Origin of the sequence: Sphaerochaeta halotolerans (assembly GCF_003429665.1) — a bacterium.
Classification (GTDB): domain Bacteria; phylum Spirochaetota; class Spirochaetia; order Sphaerochaetales; family Sphaerochaetaceae; genus Sphaerochaeta; species Sphaerochaeta halotolerans.
In genome coordinates, this window is the sequence record NZ_QUWK01000001.1 from 247,905 (window position 1) to 267,601 (window position 19,697).

General features: G+C 48.5%; 18 protein-coding genes. 12 read left to right on the forward strand and 6 right to left on the reverse strand.

The annotated features are described in order from the left end of the window. Nucleotides 1-20 precede the first annotated feature (20 nt). Nucleotides 21-2,891 (reverse strand): PAS domain S-box protein, encoded by a 2,871-nt coding sequence (locus DYP60_RS01130; RefSeq protein WP_117329023.1) that lies wholly within the window; start codon nt 2,889-2,891, stop codon nt 21-23. A 224-nt stretch (nt 2,892-3,115) separates the two neighbouring features. On the opposite strand from DYP60_RS01130, the gene DYP60_RS01135 reads away from it, so the two are divergent. Beyond that, the gene (locus tag DYP60_RS01135) at nt 3,116-3,793 is read left to right on the forward strand and encodes a peroxiredoxin (protein ID WP_117329024.1); all 678 of its coding nucleotides are present in this window, start codon (nt 3,116-3,118) and stop codon (nt 3,791-3,793) included. Nucleotides 3,794-3,880: 87 nt separating this feature from the next. On the opposite strand, the gene DYP60_RS01140 is transcribed toward DYP60_RS01135, so the two are convergent. Then, nucleotides 3,881-4,492 (reverse strand): 4Fe-4S binding protein, encoded by a 612-nt coding sequence (locus DYP60_RS01140; RefSeq protein ID WP_117329025.1) that lies wholly within the window; start codon nt 4,490-4,492, stop codon nt 3,881-3,883. A gap of 2 nt (nt 4,493-4,494) precedes the next feature. Further along, nucleotides 4,495-4,818, reverse strand: coding sequence for a cupin domain-containing protein (locus DYP60_RS01145; protein ID WP_117329026.1), 324 nt, complete (start codon nt 4,816-4,818; stop codon nt 4,495-4,497). Between the two features lie 88 nt (nt 4,819-4,906). On the opposite strand from DYP60_RS01145, the gene DYP60_RS01150 reads away from it, so the two are divergent. Both DYP60_RS01150 and DYP60_RS01155 read left to right on the forward strand, forming a co-directional pair. After that, nucleotides 4,907-5,566, forward strand: coding sequence for a Crp/Fnr family transcriptional regulator (locus DYP60_RS01150; RefSeq protein ID WP_117329027.1), 660 nt, complete (start codon nt 4,907-4,909; stop codon nt 5,564-5,566). Between the two features lie 102 nt (nt 5,567-5,668). Next, a complete protein-coding gene (locus tag DYP60_RS01155; RefSeq protein ID WP_117329028.1) occupies nt 5,669-6,886 on the forward strand; it encodes a hypothetical protein in 1,218 nt (405 codons plus the stop codon). Here the strand turns inward: DYP60_RS01155 and DYP60_RS01160 are convergent. Next, entirely contained in the window at nt 6,883-7,662 is a 780-nt protein-coding gene (locus tag DYP60_RS01160) for a GNAT family N-acetyltransferase (RefSeq protein WP_117329029.1), read from the reverse strand. The genes DYP60_RS01155 and DYP60_RS01160 overlap by 4 nt on opposite strands. Nucleotides 7,663-7,664: 2 nt before the next feature. After that, entirely contained in the window at nt 7,665-8,525 is an 861-nt protein-coding gene (locus DYP60_RS01165; protein ID WP_117329030.1) for a DUF2156 domain-containing protein, read from the reverse strand. Between the two features lie 226 nt (nt 8,526-8,751). Between DYP60_RS01165 and DYP60_RS01170 the strand changes: the two genes are divergently transcribed. The 4 genes from DYP60_RS01170 to DYP60_RS01185 all read left to right on the forward strand — a co-directional run bounded on the left by DYP60_RS01170 (nt 8,752) and on the right by DYP60_RS01185 (nt 14,003). After that, a complete protein-coding gene (locus tag DYP60_RS01170) occupies nt 8,752-10,884 on the forward strand; it encodes a KamA family radical SAM protein (protein WP_117329031.1) in 2,133 nt (710 codons plus the stop codon). A gap of 121 nt (nt 10,885-11,005) precedes the next feature. Next, nucleotides 11,006-11,962 (forward strand): D-2-hydroxyacid dehydrogenase, encoded by a 957-nt coding sequence (locus DYP60_RS01175; protein ID WP_117329032.1) that lies wholly within the window; start codon nt 11,006-11,008, stop codon nt 11,960-11,962. Between the two features lie 237 nt (nt 11,963-12,199). Further along, complete coding sequence (garR, locus tag DYP60_RS01180; RefSeq protein ID WP_117329033.1) at nt 12,200-13,084, forward strand: 2-hydroxy-3-oxopropionate reductase; 885 nt, start codon at nt 12,200-12,202, stop codon at nt 13,082-13,084. 13 nt (nt 13,085-13,097) lie between these two features. Further along, nucleotides 13,098-14,003 carry a dihydrodipicolinate synthase family protein gene (locus DYP60_RS01185; RefSeq protein WP_117329034.1) on the forward strand — a complete coding sequence of 302 codons (906 nt, stop codon included), beginning with the start codon at nt 13,098-13,100 and terminating at the stop codon, nt 14,001-14,003. An 82-nt stretch (nt 14,004-14,085) separates the two neighbouring features. On the opposite strand, the gene DYP60_RS01190 is transcribed toward DYP60_RS01185, so the two are convergent. After that, entirely contained in the window at nt 14,086-14,877 is a 792-nt protein-coding gene (locus DYP60_RS01190; RefSeq protein ID WP_117329035.1) for an IclR family transcriptional regulator, read from the reverse strand. A 317-nt stretch (nt 14,878-15,194) separates the two neighbouring features. Between DYP60_RS01190 and DYP60_RS01195 the strand changes: the two genes are divergently transcribed. The 5 genes from DYP60_RS01195 to DYP60_RS01210 all read left to right on the forward strand — a co-directional run bounded on the left by DYP60_RS01195 (nt 15,195) and on the right by DYP60_RS01210 (nt 19,692). Further along, the gene (locus DYP60_RS01195; RefSeq protein ID WP_117329036.1) at nt 15,195-16,520 is read left to right on the forward strand and encodes an enolase C-terminal domain-like protein; all 1,326 of its coding nucleotides are present in this window, start codon (nt 15,195-15,197) and stop codon (nt 16,518-16,520) included. A 4-nt stretch (nt 16,521-16,524) separates the two neighbouring features. Further along, complete coding sequence (locus DYP60_RS13935) at nt 16,525-16,728, forward strand: hypothetical protein (RefSeq protein ID WP_133299262.1); 204 nt, start codon at nt 16,525-16,527, stop codon at nt 16,726-16,728. Between the two features lie 15 nt (nt 16,729-16,743). Continuing rightward, entirely contained in the window at nt 16,744-17,658 is a 915-nt protein-coding gene (locus DYP60_RS01200) for an AEC family transporter (RefSeq protein ID WP_117329037.1), read from the forward strand. A gap of 475 nt (nt 17,659-18,133) precedes the next feature. Next, complete coding sequence (locus DYP60_RS01205) at nt 18,134-19,165, forward strand: type 2 periplasmic-binding domain-containing protein (RefSeq protein WP_117329038.1); 1,032 nt, start codon at nt 18,134-18,136, stop codon at nt 19,163-19,165. Between the two features lie 71 nt (nt 19,166-19,236). Further along, nucleotides 19,237-19,692, forward strand: a complete 456-nt coding sequence (locus DYP60_RS01210) for a tripartite tricarboxylate transporter TctB family protein (protein ID WP_202384434.1) — start codon at nt 19,237-19,239, stop codon at nt 19,690-19,692. Nucleotides 19,693-19,697: the final 5 nt, after the last annotated feature.

Here is a 19,697-nt window from a genome sequence, read left to right on the forward strand (position 1 = left end):
ACATTGTAGACTGGTTTCCGTCAGGATTGAGCCTTTACTACCTTGGTTATGAATGTTTCAAGCAATGCTGGGTTGAAATAGGTATTTGACCGTTCCTGCATGAATGCAATGGTCTTCTCCAACCCCAGTGAGGGAAGGTGGTCTGCATATGTGTTTGCAATGGCAAGGATTTGGGCGCTCTCTGGAATTTCTTCCTGTTTCAGACCCTGTGGATATCCACTACCATCCCACTTTTCGTGATGATGCAACACCGCCTCTGCAAAGGGGGCATACTCCCCAACAGAGCGAAGAATGTTGTATCCGATTTCAGTGTGTCTCTGCAATTCCATGACCTGGGTTCGGGTGAGCTCTTCCTTTGGTTTGGAGAGAATGGACGGGGTGATGGCAATCTTGCCCAGGTCATGGTACAGCCCTGCAAGCCTGAGATTTTTCACCTCTTCCTTACGATATCCAAGCACCTCAGCAAACGCACTCGCCAAGGATGCAACCAGATTGCTATGTTCCTCGGCTCCTTCCTCCTGTTCAAAAAGCTTGGAGAGCAGGGTGTCGATTACCTGTTTCTTGAAGGTCATGCTCTGCTTGAGCTTGTTGCGGTACATTGAGTCCTCTGCAACCTTGAATGTATCCTCGTAACTCTCCTCGTCCTTTTCCTTTACTGCATAGCCAAAGGAGACAGAGAGCTGGATTCCCCTGATCTTCTCCTTCTCCAAAGCCTTGTTGATACGATTTACAATGGACTGTGCATGAAGCGCATCGGTTTGAGGAAGCAGAAGTACGAACTCATCACCACCAATCCTGCTGACAATATCGTCATCCCTGCAGGTCTTGCGCATGATTTCAGAGACCTTGCGCAGCAACTCGTCACCAGTCTTATGACCGAACGCATCATTGGTAAGCTTGAGCCCGTTTACATCGGCAAGTACCAAGGTAAGGGGGTAGTAGGGCTCCTCATTCAACTCCTCTTTTGCTTGCTCATAATAGCGCCGGTTGGGGAGCGTGGTCAGGGGGTCTGTCACGCTCAGCATCCGGATCTCATCCTGCTTGACCCGTTGGTTGGTACTGTCCCTGAAGACAAGGACAACACCGGTAACGTTTTGGTTGGCGCTGAGAATGGGGGCTGTGCTGTCGTTGATGAAACGTTCGTCCCCATCACGTGCGATCAGAATGGTATCCTCGTCCAGTTCAACCTGTCTCTTGGTCTCCAGTACCTGTTTCACTGGATTTGGACAAGGGTGGCGGTCGCTTCCGCAGAGAATCTTGAACACCTCTTCAAATGGCCGGCCTTTTGCCTCGTCTGCCTGCCAGCCGGTGAGCTTTTCAGCTACCTTGTTCATGAATTGAACATTCCCCTCTGCATCGGTGGAAATAACACCATCACCAACAGAGAGCAGTGTGGTTTCGAACAGGGTCTTCTCATAGTATAATTGTTTTTCCATCTGCTTTTGGCCAGTGATGTCATCGATGATCATGGCAAAGTAGCCATATGAAGGGCTGAATGAGGAGATCCTGAAGAGTCGGTTCAAGTCACTGTTGAAAGCCTCAAACGTTTTTGATTTCCCTGTAAGTGCAACCTCCCCGTTATGAGTGAACCAATAGGGCTCTACATGCGGCAAGAGTTCTGTGATTCGCTTCCCCACAGAAAACTCAGGAATGAGGCCGGTCTGTGTTTCAAAGTTCTTGTTTACCCTGAGGATGAGAAAGTCATTGGGGTTCCCTTCCTCGTCAAGGAGAATCTGGCAGTATGCGAAGCCTTGGTTCATTGCCTCAAAAAGTCTTCTGCTCTCTTCTTCGCTTTGCTCAAGTGCTTCTGCCTGGAGGACGCGCTCAGTGATGTCTGCATGGGTTCCGCTCATGAGCAGGGCCTTTCCATTCTCATCGCGGCTTATCACTTGTCCACGATCGAAGACCCAGATCCAATGGCCATCCTTGTGTTGCATCCTAAGATCACAACTATAGAATTCACTCTTGCCGAGTTTGTGATCTTCAAGCAGCTTCAAGGCCCTATCAAGGTCCTTGGGGTGAACGAAGCGGGTGAAGGTATCAAAGGTGGTGGGCTCCAGCTCTTCTTTTGTGTATCCAAGCATCTCTGCCCACATGTCATTGATCTTGATAGTGTTATCTATAAGATTCCACTCCCACGAGCCTAGGTTTGAACCCTTGATAATGCTGGCAAAGCGATCACGGGCCTCCCTCAGTTCCCTTTGGTCCTTCTCTTGTTGCTTCTGGTAGACCTCCAGTCGATTGATCGCCCCAATCCCAGAGAGGAATGCAATAATAACGACCAATACCGGCCCAAGGAAGGTGACCTTCTGGTCAATGGCAGACCATCTTTCTACAGCACTCTGACGCATTTCCAAAAGTGTATATTCTTCAGCTTCAATATCATCAAGAATTTGTTCCAATGTCTTGGAGATGGCTTCGCTGTGTTCGAAAAGTTCCAAGATTTCTTCCTGCTCGGTTAAGAAAGTTGAATCTTCAAGAATGGGTTTGCGATACTGCAAGAGGGGTTGTACACTCTCATCGATCAATGTATCAAAGGTAATTTTCAGGAGGTCCAGTCTTCTTTTCTGTTCCTCGTTCTCTTTCAGAAGGATTCTCAGCTTCATGAGGCGCTGGTCGAAGGAGTAGGTACTCACCCCGATGCTTTCCATGTAGGAGCGGTCCCCGGTAAGCAAGTACCCGCGTTCATTGATGCGGATGTTTTGGAATGTGCGTTTCATGGCATTGGTTTCTGTGATCACTTTATAGGTATGGGAAACCAAGCGATTGGTTTCAATCGCCTGGGAAGTCAGCCTGTTCTTCAGGACCCCGATAAAGATCAGGGTTACACAGATAAGAAGCAGGCCGATGATGAAATTGCCTCGAATACTTACTCGTTTCTTCTTACGCATATAGGTACTGCAATTCTACAGATGAGTTACCTAAAATGACAAGGAATTAATGACGAAAAAAGAGCAGATTGACGAGAATTATCATAAATGTATTGTTTCCAAGGGAATAATGATACAGTTATACTTAATAAAAATAATAATCAATAAGTACTTGATATTATTAAAAGAAATGATTACTATTACTGCATACAACAAACGTATCACATACCAAGGAGATTATAGAAATGGACGAAGTACAGAACAATGCAACACTTCCTTTGATTGGAGACAAGGCCCCCGCCTTTCATGCAGTGACCACACAGGGTGATATCAACTTTCCCGAGGACTATAAGGGAAAATGGGTGATCCTTTTCAGCCATCCCGCTGATTTTACCCCTGTCTGTACCACGGAGTTCATGACCTTTGCCTCCATGGCTGACGAGTTCAAGGCAATGAATACTGAGCTTATCGGTCTCTCCATCGACTCCCTCTATGCACACATTGCATGGCTGAGAAAGATTCAGGAGCTGGAATGGAACGGAATGAAGGGTATTGAGGTCAAGTTCCCGGTAATTGAGGATATCAAGATGGATGTTGCCAAGAAGTATGGCATGGTCCAGTCACAATCATCCACCCAGGCGGTTCGTGCTGTTTTCATCATCGATGGCGAAGGTGTGGTGAGAACCATTATGTACTATCCTGCTTCCACTGGCCGTAACTTTGATGAGATCAAACGCGTGGTGATGGCCTTACAGAAGGCTGACAAGGAGCATATCGCTACTCCGGCAAACTGGAGACCAGGTCAGGATGTCATCATCCCCACCCCAGGTTCATGCGGTACCGCCAAGGAACGGATGGAAAGCAAGGATGAGAACCAATACTGCCTTGATTGGTTCCTCTGCTTCCGGAAAGAGAAGAAATAACGTACCACAGTAAAAAAAGCATCACAACAACAGGGAGAGCTTTTGCTCTCCCTGTTGTTCTATTCTCACCTAGACAATGGTTATGATTTATTTGTAACTGATGGCACCCTTGGTGCATACCCGCTCACACTCATGGCATACCAGGCACTCGCTCTTGATGATTCGATGTTTCTCTTCCTTCACGATTGCTCCAGAAGGACAGACCCTTTTACATCTGCCACAGTTGGTGCAAAGCTCAGCATCGATTACCATCTGTTTCTTTGCTGCCCTGCTGGGGAGCGAAAGAAGGGTTCCATAGGGACAGAGCCAGCGATGCCAGAGTTCTTCTTCAAAGAAGAGCGAGAGGAAGACACCGATGGCTACGAGTGCTGGGAGCACTGGCAGTTGTTTGCCTGAGCGCAAGGTGAAAACCATCAACCCAAGGAAGGCTACCAACAACAAAATTCTTAGTACTCCGTTCTTGAGGAAGGAAGGTGTCCTTATACTGCCCACACGAAACTTTTTCTTCAGGAAGGTAATCGGCTTCAGGAGTGTGTTGATTGGACAGATCCACCCACAGTAGAAACGGGAGAAGAAGAGAGAGAGTACAAGTGAAAGGAGGAAGATGCCGATCCACACTTGTACCTTGCCCCTGATGAGCAAGAAAAGGAAGAGACCGAGAAAAAGAACTTGCACTATCCGCTGGATGGTTTTCTTCATGATTATTGTTCCTTGTATACCCTTGGATGGGGTGCTTTTACAATGAAGAACTCAACTGGTTCATCATGGGTGTTTGCGATATTCATCTTGGTGTTGGCCGGCACGTTCACGATTGCACCTTGGCAGTAATGGGCTTCCTGATCGCCAAAGGTAGCTGAGAGTATTCCCCGTACAATCGTGAGATAGACATTGGAGTCACTGAAGTGCTCAGGAAGTGCCTCCCCATTGCCCAGGACTACATGGTTAATCATGACCTGGTCGTCTCCCACCAGTTTTTCAATAACTTTCTCGTCAGTTTTCGTGTAGGCATATACTGTTTCAATCATGCTTGACTCCTTTAAGCGATAGATATTCCTAGCATACCGGTATCTTGTACATTATACTGTTACCTATGTTACACTTTTGGAGGTTTCCATGGATATCCTTCCATTGCTGGAAAATATCTGGTTGTTTGAGGACTTTGGATCGGAATTGCTCGCTTCCTTGTTTTCTGAAGGAGGCGCAAGCCTCGGTAGCTACTCCAAGGGCCAGATGATCTATCTCAGTGGGGAGGTATGCACCACCCTCGATGTGGTGATAGAAGGAACCATCTCCGTCCAGAGCGTGGATGACGAGGGGAAGATATTCAAGGTACGAGTACTGGAACCAGGTGATGTGTGGGGCGCAACGCTTCTGTTCAGTCGATACAACCATTATCCAATGACAGTAGTCAGTGATGATGATTCGGCTGTGTTGCACCTTCCCAGGGCACTGGTGCTTGACCTCTGTGAAGCAAGAGTGGAATTTCTCTCTACTCTTTTGAACCTGGTCAGTGATCGTGCGCATGAGTTGAGTATGACGGTTACCAAGCTCTCTGCTGAGAGCTTGAGAAAAAGTCTGCTTGCCTACCTGCAGAATCTTTCGAGAATCCAAGGAAGCACTACCGTTGTTCTGCCTACTTCGAAGAAAGAGCTTGCAGAGCGTTTGGGATTCGCCCGAACCTCACTTAGCCGGGAACTTGCTTCCTTGGTTCAGGAAGGTATTCTCAGTTATTCAGGGAGGAGGGTGGAGCTTCATATTTCTTCACAGAATTAAAGAGTACATGAAGATTTCGCTTTGCTGGTTGCCTTCCTTATTGTGTGTTGATATTACAGTAGATAGATACAACAGATTATGCAGATGAAAGGAGGAAATCCTATGAAACGAATACGTATACTCTTATTGATGACTGTAATTCTTACTGTGGGAATGATGACTGTGGCAGCGACCCCGACTGCAGAAGAGCAGTATGCCACTATCCAGAGCAAGGACTTGAGCAGTCAGAGTCTTGAGTCGATCACCAAGTCATACGATAAGCTCAATGAGGCCATAGCCAATGAGGCAGAACAGGCTCGTAAGCGGATGTATGAAGCCCGCTCCAAAGGGGACAGGGAATCTTACTATGAAGCTCGAGAGCATCTGAATCTGTTGTCCACCTACCATATGGACCAGAGCACAAGCGATTATCTACTTGAGCAGATTCTGTCTCTTGATGAACCACAGAAGAGTGAGTATGCCGAATGGTTGTATGAGAACAGCCCGTACTACCGTCCGACGCTCACCCTAGATTTCTCTTCAGAAGGAGAGAACTATCGGTACAGCTATCGACAGCAGATCCGCAAGGTCCCCGGAAGTGAGATTGTCTTGCCCTCCAGTGGACAGCTTCGCATGAACTCAGCTCGCCTTGGAGTACTTGCAGGTTGGGGCCTGACCCCTGATGAAGTCACCTACCAAGGAGGCCAGACGATCAAGATGAGCTATACCAACCAAACCCTCTATGCCATCTATCAGGAAGGGGTTCGCTTTGTTGACCCACTCAGTGGGACTGACTTGTTCATTGAAACAGAGGATGTTACGGTTCCCACCCCGGTAACTGATGATGTGTCAGCCATTTTCGCCGGTTGGTACGACAAGAGCACAGGAACCTTGATCACTGATCCCTCTTCGTATGAGAAAGTAGGAAAGGGTGGCTATTTTGAGGCACTTTGGAAGCGGCTTGCCATTGAGGATATCACCGTTCTCTATTATGACAAGAATGCACTTCCTCCCAATACCCAGATCAGCATGGGCTTTTCCTATGCCAATACCGGGACAGTCGATCTTACAGGACTACGGGCAAAGCTTACCAGCGAGAGCAAGTATGTACGCATTCTCTCTGATGAGATTTATCTTGGTTCCTTGGATGCCGGGTTGATGAGTACCAACAACAGTCGTTGGGCAACCAGCAGCAAGCAACAGGTACGGGGAGAAGCGAACACCTTCCGCTTTGTCATCGCTTCAGATGCCCCTTCAGGGACGGTTATACCGTTCTCCTTGCAGGTTACAAACGACAAGGGAGACACGTGGACGCAACACTTCGAGGGCGTAGTGCGCTAATACTGCTCAGCGATATACACACCTTGTAGTTCTTCTGAAGTGCTCATTCCCATCGGAATGGGCACTCCTTTTTCCCTTCCAAGAAGCGTGACAAGCGGAGAAGAGGCGAGCGTATGCATTTCTGTGATTCCTCTATCATGAAGAAGAGAAAGCATTCTCTCAGCAGCATTGGTATCAAGGACCATGGTCTCTACGGCTTTTCCTTCACTGAGGAAGGCATAGCCGCCCTCTACAGAGAGTACTTCATAGCCGTCAGTGAGAAAGGTCCATGCTTCTTCGTCCCGTACGAGGGCTCCCTCTTCTCTGGTAGCGCTTCGGTAGATTGCATCCAGATTCTGAAATGTGTGTTTGGTGGTCGGTTTCTCCCGTGTTTTTTTGGCTGCTTCCAGGGTGAAGGAGAGCACTGAAGAGGTGGTGAAGTATCCGTTTGCTTCATAGAAAGACCTGAGGGCAGGAAAAAGTGTGATGGGGTGGTCGTAGGCTTTTCTGGTTGCTTCCAGAAGATTGCCCATGATACCCCGTCTTCGGTACTCCTTGTAGGTTGCTGCCCCTACAATGTAGCTTGTTGGATATTCTTTTCCCTGTTTACAATAATGGAGGGGCAGTGCATGGAGTGCACTGACCAGCCTGCCATCCTCCCGTGCTACAAAGATGTCTTGATAGGAGATGCGTGTGGCAAAAAAGTGCTCCAGGAAGGTTGGCTCCTCGTCGAATACGATGAGCCAAAGTTGTTTGAGATCCTGATAGTCACTGGGTTTTGCCCGCTCTATGATCATGGTTACTTTGTCACCCGGTACTTCTCTACCATGAGGTCTGGTTTGTAAGAGAGCTTGGCTTTTCTGAGTCCTGGGATGCCCACATCCTCCTGCCTGTTCACATAGTGAACATCTGAAAGGTATTCACTGACAAAGAGTTGGTTGATGACGGAGTAGATCCCTTTGTAAGACGTATCGGCCTTCTCGAAGTGTACGATTGCCATCTCCTTGTCGATAACTTCACCGATGGTAAAAGCAGTGAGATTGTGGTCTACACAGACAAGGATTCCTTTGAAATTGAGTTCATCCCAACCATCGAGCGCCCGCTTCAGTGCTCCCAGCTCATCCTTGATCTCTTTGGTAGTGCAGTCCTTGCCATCGAGCCAGGTTGTGGAGGCCATTTTGTAGCACTCATCACGCAATTCCTTGCTGTTCAAGGCACGCACTGAATAGGTGTAATGCTTTTCAAATTGGTTGATATGGTTGCGTTTGCTCTGCAACTTTTTGCCAGAGAGTTTGATGAGCTTCTCACTTTCATAAAGGTAGTCATCAAGATCTCTGACATGCTCGGCCTGGTAACCCATCTCCTTCAGCTGTTTAGCTTCCTTGGTGGGTACACATTCAAGGAGAAACCGCTGGCCGGTTTCGGCGCAGTGTGCTTCGAGTTCCTGCATTGCCCCAGGAAGGTCATCGGTAATGGGGAGCAGAAAACAGTCATCATCTTCAAGATGCATATACAAGGCCGTGTCAGTCTTGCATAGGGTAATGCCGATTGCATCTGCCCAGAGTGCAACATAGGAATAGTAATATTCATAGGCAAGGTGCTTGCTGTGAGTAGGAAACAAGTGTTTGTCCGCAAGGGACGGTGTATGGAATTCTAACATAATACCTCTAATATATACGCATATATTCATACGTTCTTTTCTCAGGATAGTCAAGTCGGGAATGGCTCTGAGAGGGATGTTGGGACTCTAAGCGATATGTCAATAACGAGGATAATAAGGGTGTCAAATGCAAAAGCATGGATCTAAAAATAATCTAAATGCTTATATTATAATAAATAATATAGAATACTTGACATCAGATAACCCATGCCTGTATCTTTAGCACATGAATACATCTATCAATCGCATTGCTGAACTTGTCGCCAAGATGAAGGCAGACAATCCAGAACTTATCTCCTTGTTCCTTGACCAGAAGCTTGATGATGCGGCTTTGGTAGCTCGTCTCCGTGAAGAGACGGCTGCAACGATGCAACAAAGATTCCCAAAAGCCTGGTCATATTACACTGGAGAGGGGCAGACTGAACAGGACTACTATACCTTGATGAGTACCTCAATGGCATACCTTAGGATGATGGACTATCTCGACCATGAAGGAGCTGTCTATGAAGACCTGAACCTCCATGGAGAAACTGTTGTTTCCCGTCCTATCACGCTTTTGCGTCGTGTTTTGTTGGGACAAGAGACTTCCGTTCATCTTGATTTCCTTGAGGATATGGCCCATTTGATCGGTCAGCTGAGTGGAGTGGAGGACCGTATAATTCCTGCAAGAAGTCAGGTAGAGCAGTGGATGGCTTCCCATCCAAGTGGCTTGGACCCTGAGGTGATTGTCTGGAGGGCGAAGAATAAGGAGCGAATTGTTGAGCTCCTGATCAAACAAATTGAGGGCCGAAAAAGGAAGAGTTCGTTTTATCAGTTTAGGGATGACATGAGTCATGAGCAGAAGCGCAAGCAGGTACTCGCTTGGTGGAAGGAGGACAGATTCCACCTGCATTTTGCCCTGAGGAGTGCTGAAGAGCTTAATCGCTACCTAGACAATAGCATGGATGCTGAGACGCTCAGGATTATGAAAGAGTCGGAAAGAAAGGGTATTCCCATCTTTGCCACTCCCTATTTCCTTTCGCTCATTGATACCCGTCCAAGGGCGATGCAGGAGCACCCAGGAAGTGACCTTGCCCTACGATCCTATCTCTTCTATAGCCAGGACCTTTTGGAAGAGTTTGGATCAATTGTTGCCTGGGAGAAAGAAGATATCGCAAAACCTGGGGAGCCTAATGCAGCTGGGTGGTTGCTTCCCTCACACAATGTCCACCGACGGTATCCTACTGTGGCAATTTTTATTCCGGACACAATGGGGAGAGCCTGCGGGGGGCTTTGTTCCTACTGCCAACGGATGTATGACTTCCAGGCGGGACGATTCAATTTTGAGCTGGAGAAGCTTCGTCCAAAACGGACATGGGAAGAGCGACTTGCCACCAATATGGAGTATTTCCGGAATGACCCATATCTTTGGGATATCCTGATCACCGGAGGGGATGCCTTCATGAGTTCGGTCAAGTCTTTGCGTTCAATTCTTGATGCAGTACTTGAGATGGCCAGAAAGAAGCTGGAAGACAACAAACAACGCTCGCAAGAGGATCAATATGCGACCATGCGGAGGGTTCGTCTTGGGACGAAAATCCCGGTCTATCTTCCCCAACGAGTTACCAAGGATCTTGTGCAAGTTCTCTCCGATTTCAAGGCTGAAGCAGAGAAGCTGGGTATTGACCAATGTGTGATCCAGACACACATCTCCTCTGCTATGGAGATTACTCCCGATACCAAGAAGGCAATCAAGCGGTTGCTCGATGCAGGTTGGGCAGTGACCAACCAGGAAGTCTTCACGGTTGCGGCAAGCAGGCGTGGGCATACGGCCAAACTGCGCAAGGTTCTCAATGATATCGGAGTACTTCCTTACTATACCTTCACTGTCAAAGGTTTCAAGGAGAACCGGGAATTGTTTGCAACCAACGCAAGGAGCATGCAGGAGCAACTTGAAGAGAGTTCCATCGGACAAGTGCCTCAACGCTATCTTGCCACCCTTCGTCCCTTCATGCGTGAGGCGAAGAAGATGGTTGAGCAAATCAACATGGTGCGTGAGGGAGCTGCAATCCCGTTCCTTGCAACCGACAGAAATACAATCAACCTACCAGGAGTAGGGAAGAGCAATACCTTCAGGACCATCGGTATAACCGATGATGGCAGACGTATCCTGGAGTTTGAGTTTGACCATACCAGACCACATAGCAAGGTGATTGAGGAGATGGGTTCTGTGGTTATTATTGAATCGAAATCGATAGCCCATTACCTAAGGCAGTTGGAGGAAATGGGAGAGAATCCTGCTGAATATACCTCCATTTGGGGATACTCTGCTGGAAGTCTTTCTCCTCGTAATCCAGTATTTGAGGGAGTGGTTCGCTAGATTACCAATTTCCTTTGCGTTTATTCCCCTTCTGCTATAAGGAGGGGAATTGTCATTTCCAGGTGATTGAGGAAAGGGAGAAAGGTAGGTTAAAGTATCTATATCTATAGGAGGAGGCTGTATGCAACACAAGATTGTCATTTTGGATGGATATACCGAGAACCCAGGGGACCTGAGCTGGGATGGTTTTGCTGAACTGGGAGATGTGACGGTGTATGACCGTACTCCTGATGATTTGATTGCACAGCGCGTCGCTGATGCCGATATCATCATAACCAACAAGACCCCGCTCACAAGGGAAACAATCAGGAACGCTGAAAAAATACGGTATATCGGGGTGCTGGCTACTGGGTACAATGTGGTAGATATTCTGGCAGCCAAGGAGTGTGGGGTGGTAGTCACCAACATACCCACCTATGGTACAGACGCAGTGGCACAGTTTGTTTTCGCCCTGTTGCTTGAAATCTGTCACCACGTTCAACGCCACAGTGATGCGGTCAAGGATGGTAGATGGAGTAAGGCTCCGGATTTCTGTTTCTGGGACTATCCGCTCATTGAACTTGCCGGCAAGACGATGGGTATCATCGGCTATGGACGGATTGGTCAGGCGACAGGCAGGATTGCAAAAGCTTTTGGAATGCGGGTCATTGCGTATGATTCCTATCAGAATCCTGAGTTGAAAGACACGTATGTCTCCCTGGATACCTTGTTATCAGAAAGTGATGTGATCGCCTTACACTGCCCTCTCTTCCCTGAAACCGAGGGCATCATAAACAAGGAAAGCATCAAGAAAATGAAGGATGGGGTAATCCTTATCAACAACAGTAGAGGGCCACTTATTGTAGAACAGGATCTTGCCGATGCCCTCAACAGCGGCAAGATTGCTGCTGCGGGATTGGATGTTGTCTCTTCTGAACCAATCAAGGAGGACAATCCTCTCTTGCAGGCAAAGAACTGCTTGATCACTCCCCATATCAGTTGGGCCCCCAAGGAAAGCCGTCAGAGATTGATGGATATTGCAGTAGGGAATCTCAAGGCCTTCCTTGCTGAGAATCCAGAGAATGTGGTGAACGGGTGATGATTGCCCTGTTATCATTGACTGTATAATGCATTTTGAAAAATATATAACTAAGTTATAAAAATATAATAGTAATGCAATAAACTATAATTTTAGTTGACAGATTTAACGTCTCACCTTACTCTATCCCTAGGAGCCACCAGTGCTTCTAGGGATTGTGGCATGCCCTCCGCAAGGGTGTTCGGCATGCCATATTCGTTATACATGATTATCTAAATGTAAGAGGAGAATACTACTATGAAGATTGGATTTATAGGACTGGGAATCATGGGCAAGCCCATGGCAAAGAACCTGCTGAAGGCAGGGCATGAGATTGTATGTTTCGACCTGAACAAGGCGAGTGTGGAAGAGGTGGTTGCCGCCGGGGCAGCGGCCGGGACCTCGGCAGCGGATGTGGCGGCTCAGGTGCCCCTGGTGATCACGATGCTGCCCAATAGCCCGCACGTGAAGACAGTGGTTATGGGTGAGAAGGGAGTGCTCGAGGGTGCAAAAGCTGGGTTGAAGCTTGTAGACATGAGCTCGATTGCGCCGCTTGCAAGCCAGGAGATCGAAAAAGCCTGTGCTGAGAAAGGGGTCAAGATGCTCGACGCCCCGGTCTCCGGCGGGGAGCCCAAGGCGATCGATGGGACCCTGGCGATCATGGTCGGAGGGGACAAGGAATTGTTTGAGGAGCTCAAGGATATCCTCCTTGTCATGGGGGCCAGTGCAGTGCACTGCGGCCCGATCGGGGCCGGAAATACGACCAAATTAGCTAACCAGATTATTGTAGCACTCAATATTGCAGCGGTGAGCGAGGCATTCACGCTGGTGAAGAAGGCCGGTGTCGACCCGCATTTGGTCTTCGACGCGATCAAGGGCGGGCTTGCAGGCTCGACGGTGATGAATGCGAAGGCGCCGATGATGATGGACTCCTCCTTCAAGCCGGGGTTCAAGATCGACCTGCACATCAAGGACCTTGCCAATGCGATGGACACGGGCCACGGGGTGGGATCCCCGCTGCCCCTGACGGCCTCTGTGAGGGAGATGATGGAGACGCTGCACGCCGACGGCTTCGGAGGTGAGGACCACAGTGCACTGGCCCGCTACTATGAGAAGGTCAGCGGGACGAAGATCGGCGACTGACAAGGAGAGATGCATGGATACGAGATTCATCAGGGGGATCATACCCCCGATCGTGACCCCGATTACGGAGGACGAGCGCATAGACGAGGGATTGCTGAGAAACCTGGTGGACTTCGTCATCGAGGGGGGATGCTCCGGTATCCTTGCCTTCGGGTCGAACGGCGAGTTCTACATGATGGAAGAGGCCGAGATGGAAGAGGCCCTGAAGATCATGGTGGACCAGTGTGCAGGGCGGGTGCCGATCTACATGGGGGTTGGGGCGATACGCACGAGCAAGTGCGTGCGCCTGGCGAGGATGGGTGTGCGCCTTGGGGCGAGGAGCGTGTCGATCCTGCAGCCGATGTTCCTGAGGCCGACGGAGGAGGAGCTGAAGCAGCACTTCCGTACCATAGCCGCTGCAGTCCCCGAGGTACCTGTGCTGCTGTACAACAACCCCGGCAGGTGCGGGTACGCGATGAGCCAGGACCTGGTCCAGGAGCTGGCGCACAGCATCCCTAATCTGGTGGGGATGAAGGACTCGAGCGGGGACCTGACGCAGACGATGGAGTTCGTGAGGCGCAACGCCGACATCTCCTTCAAGGTGCTGAGCGGGAAGGACACGCTGATCTACTCCGGCCTGGGGGTCGGTGCGGTGGGGGCGGTGTGCTCGACGGCGAACTACCTGCCGGAGTTGGTGTGCTCGATCTACGAGAGGTACGTGGCCGGGGACATCAAGGGATCGCTTGAGGCACAGCTGAGGCTGAACCCGATCCGCCTGGCGACCGACAAGTCGAGCTTCCCGGTTGCAACAAAGGACCTGGCGAACCTGGTGGGGATGAAGGTGGGCAGGCCCTACCTTCCCACGATGCCAAGCCCGGCCGCTCAGATGGAGAACCTCCGTCAGAGCCTCATCGATGGTGGCTTCGACGTCGTGGAATAACTCGTTTCCAGAACTATCCTGTACAATGAGAGGGTCATCAGCAACGACGACCCTCTTGTGCATACTTTATGGTTTGGCTAGATCACAAGACCGGAGTTGTGGTGAATCCCATCATATAGGAGATCCTGGAAGCAGTATCCTTCAGCCGGGGAATGGTTCTCTCGATCTCCTCCACACTCATATTTGAGACCAGGGCACTTACGCTGATGCCGGCTATGATCTTTCCATCCCTGCCTCTCACGGGAACAGCTGAGCAATTGTCTCCGTCGATGAACTCATTGCGGTCGCGGGCGCAACCTTCGCTTCGAACCTTTGCAAGCTCTTTCTTGAATGCGGCTGGGTTGGTGATGGTCTGCTCGGTATATTTTGCAAGGCCTTTCTGCTCGATGAGCATATCGAGTTCTTTTTCATCCATCTCGCTGGTCAGGACCTTGCCCAAAGCTGTACAATGGAAGGGTAGCTGCCTGCCTGGGGTGAAATAGGTACGAGGAGTGCTCTGGGTGTCAATTCGGTCGAGCATAAGTACTTCCCCGTTGTAGAAGACTGCCATATTGACGTTTGCCTTGGGGAACTGATTCCACAACAGCTCCAGGTAGGGCATGGTGACTTTCCGGATTTCCTGGGAGTGAAGTGCACTTCTGCTGAGCTTGAGCGTCTTCAGGCTGATTGCATACAAGCCGGTGTATGGGTCTTTGGTCATGTACCCTGACCCCTGCAAGCTTGCCAGCAGGCGAAAAGCCATATTGCTGTTGGTGTCCAAGGCGGTACAGACATCCTGGATGGAGATGGGGCCATTTTGCTCAGCGGCATAGTCGAGTATCTGGAAGCATCGAGAAACAGCTTTGATGTTGTATTTGTCAGTGTCATTCGGCATGGTAACGTCCTCTTTCCTATTTGAAATATATACAAATTATTATAACACAATTATAGTATTGCATGTAATTATGAAATTATCAAAGAAAATACGAAGACCATCTCAATAACATCGATACATGAGATATAACGAGTAATGCATAGTACATGAAGCGAAAGACTTGCAAGCAATAAGCTCAAATAAATTTATAAAAAACTAAATATAAATTATAAAATCTATAATAAAAATTGACATATTGGAAAAAGCACTATAGCATGGAATAGATACGGTACACAGAATACCTTAATGTACCTGCCCATACGCTAGGAGGAGATATTATGATTCCCTATATTCAGAAAATGGAAGTCTTTCCTGTAGCAGGTAAGGACAGCATGCTGCTGAACCTCAGTGGAGCCCATGCGCCATATTTTACCCGTAATATTGTCATCTTGACCGATAGCCAGGGAAACACCGGAGTTGGTGAGGTCCCGGGTGGTCAGAAGATCACCAAGGCCCTTGAAGATGTGAAGCCTGTGGTTGAGGGTTCTAAGATCAGCGAGTACAAGCAGACGCTCCTGAAGGTCAAGGAAGCACTCGGCACTGACGAGAATGATGTACGGGGTCTGCAAACCTTCGATTTACGGACTGGAATCCACGTGGTAACAGCAATTGAAGCTCCGCTTCTGGACCTATTGGGCCAATACCTTGAAGTACCTGTTGCCTCCCTTCTGGGGGATGGAAAGATTAGGGACCGTGTGAAGGTGCTCGGGTATCTTTTCTTTATCGGGGACCGCAAGAAGACTGACCTTCCGTATTACTCTGATGAGAAGAACAGTGAGGATTGGTATCGCATACGCCATGAAGAAGCCCTTGATGCCGATGCGGTGGTTGAGCTTGCTCGTGCAAGTCAGGACCTCTACGGCTTCAAGGATTTTAAGCTCAAGGGGGGCGTGCTTCAGGGTAATCAGGAAATTGAGGTGATTAAGGCTCTGAAGAAAGCCAATCCAGATGCTCGCATGACCCTCGACCCCAATGGAGGTTGGTCTCTCAAGGAGGCTATCGGCCTCTGTAAAGATATGCACGGGATCCTCACTTACTGTGAAGACCCCTGTGGTGCAGAGCATGGGTACAGTGGACGGGAAATTCTCAGTGAGTTCCGTCGTGCTACAGGTCTTCCTACCGCTACAAACATGATTGCTACCGACTGGAGGCAGTTGGGGCACTCCCTGGAGTTGCAAAGCGTGGATATCCCCCTTGCCGATTGTCACTTCTGGACGATGAGTGGTGCGGTCAGGGTTGGTCAGCTCTGTGATGAGTTTGGTCTTACCTGGGGTTCCCACTCCAACAATCATTTTGACATCTCCCTAGCCATGATCGCCCATGTAGCTGCGGCCGTTCCGGGTAATCCGACGGCAATCGACACCCACTGGATCTGGCAGGAAGGGATTGAGCGCCTGAGTATCAATCCAATGAAGATTGAAGATGGACATATAGCATTGACAGGCAAGCCAGGCTTGGGCATCGAAGTTGATCGTTCCCAAGTTGAGAAAGCTCACCAGTTGTATGTTGACCAGAAGCTTGGCGCACGGGATGATGCAGAGGGTATGCAGTTCCTGATCCCTGGCTGGAAGTTCGACCCGAAGAGGCCTGCCTTGGTCCGCTGAGACAATGAAAGGTATCAATACCCCAGGGCAAGCCCTGGACTCAGGAGGCGTTGCTTTCTTTTCCGCCCCAAGGGACGGGGTATCTCACCTTGCTTTCCCGGCACTCGCTCGGGAGAGGAACCATCATGCTGATTCCTTTCCTCTCGCTCCGTTGGGGAATCAATCTATGAGGGGACGGATGCTTGCCGTCCCCTCACCAGTACACTGAAGGAAGAAAGTGCATATGGATCTCGTGAGTTTATGGAATCTGCAAGGGCAACTCTTCGCCTTGTTGGCAGTAGGGGCATTGCTCCGCAAGGTGGGCTTGTTTCAAGAGAGTACGAAAGGGTTCTTGACTGACCTGGTGCTCTATGTGACCTTGCCTTGCAGTATCATTCTCTCCTTCAGGATGGATGTCAGCAGGAAGTTGTTGCTTTCCTTCTCAATCATCTTCTTTGTTTCGGTGGGGATACAACTGTTTTGCTACGTGCTTTCAAAAGTGACCTATCGTAAGCAGGAACAGGGGAAGAAAAGTGTGTTGCGTTATGGCCTGCTGGTCTCAAACGCTGGATTTCTTGGGCTCCCCATAGCAGGGGAACTCTTCGGGGCAGCTGGATTCATGTATGCATCCATCTATCTGATTCCCCAGCGAATAGTCATGTGGACTGCTGGTCTCTCTATTTTTAATCCTGCAGCAGTGAACAAGAAGCAGGCAGCACTGAAAGTAATTCTACACCCCTGCATGGTTGCTGTGTACATAGGGTTGCTGTGGATGTTGTTTCCCGTCAGGATTCCTCCTTTCATGGAGATGACTCTTTCTTCTCTTGCTGGTTGTACCACAGTCTTGTCGATGATGCTCATTGGATCCTTGTTTGCTGAGATGAATAAGGAACAGCTGCGTATAGACAGGAATCTTGTTGGATTTTCCTTGTTGCGCCTCGGCTTCATTCCCTTGGTCACCTTCCTGGTCACAAAGCTCCTCGGGCTCGATCCGCTGATTATTGGAGTTTCGGTCATCTTGGCGGCGATGCCTGGAGGTTCTTCCACGGCAATTCTTGCCTCCAAATACGGAAGGGATACCATCTATGCTTCAAAGTTGGTCATTGTAAGTACCTTTCTTTCCCTGATTTCCATTCCGATTTGGGGAATGGTGTTATAGTATATTATGTGTGATAAGGAACATAGCAAAATTCTAATGGTATTATATAGAAAATCGTATTATTCTTTGATGTTATGGCACTACTACCGTAATCGAAAACAAAGAATTATTGAAATTGAATTGGATATAGTGCTATATAAGTAGTTGTATAATAAGTAGTAAACACTTTTCTTGGTGCTTTTTACTCGATGGGTTTGCCATTTTCAAAAAAATGTATATTCTTTCACTACTTAATTGATAAATTTATCATTTATTATAAAAAAATCAAAATGTTTTTGAAAATTATAATTTTTTTCGTTGACATATGGAAAAACCAAGCTTAGGCTATTGATAGGGATATGGCTATCATGTGGGCAGGTATGATACTGCCAAGCAGTGATGGCATTTCTGCTGTTTTGGATCTGGACCTATTGCAGGGATCCTTATGTTGAAATCCTCATCTGGGGATGGTTAGTTTAGAAAGGAGAGTATCGTTATGAAGAAACTATTGCTTCTCTCGCTCTGTTTGTTGTTAGCTGGTGGTGCGCTGTTCGCAGCAGGTGCCTCAGAGGAAGCTGTTCCCACTTTTGAAGGGAAGAATGTTCGTGTTGTCATTGGTTCCACCTCAACCGGTGGTGATTCCTATTTGATTGCAGAAACTGTCAGCCGTTATCTTGGCAAGGCTCTTGGTGCAAACCTGAAAGTAGATGCAGTAGGTGCTGCTGTAGCGCTTGATGCCATGCAGACCGTCAAACCCGATGGGAACACCATCATGATGTTTCATGACATGACCTATCTTGGTATCTCCTTCGGGGCATATGATGAGATGTACAGCCTTGAGAACATGACAGTTGGTCCTCGTATTGCACAGAACCCTGGTAGTGCTTGGGGTGCGAAGGTTGAGGCTCCCTATGAAAGTCTTGCAGAGATTCCTGAGTACTTGAAGAAGAATCCTAATGCAGTAGTACGTATGGCTTGTGAAGCCGGTGGTGTTTCTCATGTTGGCTTCATCGTATATTGGCAGTGGGTCATGGACACCTATGGTGCTGACATTGCTGACAGAATCCGCGTAGTTATTGGTGGATCCACTGGGGACAAGCTCCAGATGCTCTGGGACGGAAATGCGGACGTAATCTTCGCTGACTACACCAGCCTTCTGCAATACACCCAGACTGATGATCCGAAGCTTGCTATGAAATATATGGCACTTCTGGACAACATCGATGGTGTTAATGAAACCAGTTATGCGGATCAGGGCATCACCCTTGATGGGAAAGAGTTCCGCTTCGCAAAAGATTTCTTGATTTATTTGCCGAAGGATTTCCCAACTGAATTGGTGGCTGAACTTGATGTTGCAATGAAGAGTGTGAATGCTGATCCTGGTTTGAGAGCTGACCTGGGCAAGATGAACTTCCGCCCCGGCAAGTACCTCAATGCCGAAGAGAGCAAGCAGTTCATTTATGCAAAGCGTGACAGCCTCCAGGGTTTGATCGACAGAGCTCCGTCCTTGGACGATCTTGTTCTGTAACTTTTTGTAATTCCTATCAGTATACTGACTGCAGGACCTATGCCCTGCAGTCAGTCTATGAGGAGAAACCTATGCCGCATATTACTTACAAACTTTCTACATCCCATTGGATCTTCCCGCCCATTATCATGGGTATTTTGGCCTTTTTGGCCATCATCATGCTGATCCAGCGTGCATTGAAGTGCAAGAGACAGGGAACGCCATTCTTCAACTTCAAGAACTACCACTTCTTTGAGGAGAACTGGGACAAGGTACGCCTTCCTGGAACCTTGATCCTTCTTGTTCTTTATATTCCCTCTATGGAATTGCTTGGGTTTCTTCCTGCATCGATTATTTTCATATTCTTGTTTAATGTATTGTTTGTAGGAATTAACCAGCTTTCCTCCATCCCCGTTGCCTTCAAGACCAAGAAATTCTGGTCGAATCATGACTTTAGGTCCTTGCTGATCTCCCTGATTATTGCAGTCGTTTCCTCGCTGCTAATCTGGTTCTTTTTCGGCCAGGTCTTCAAGATTACCCTGCCGTAATAAAG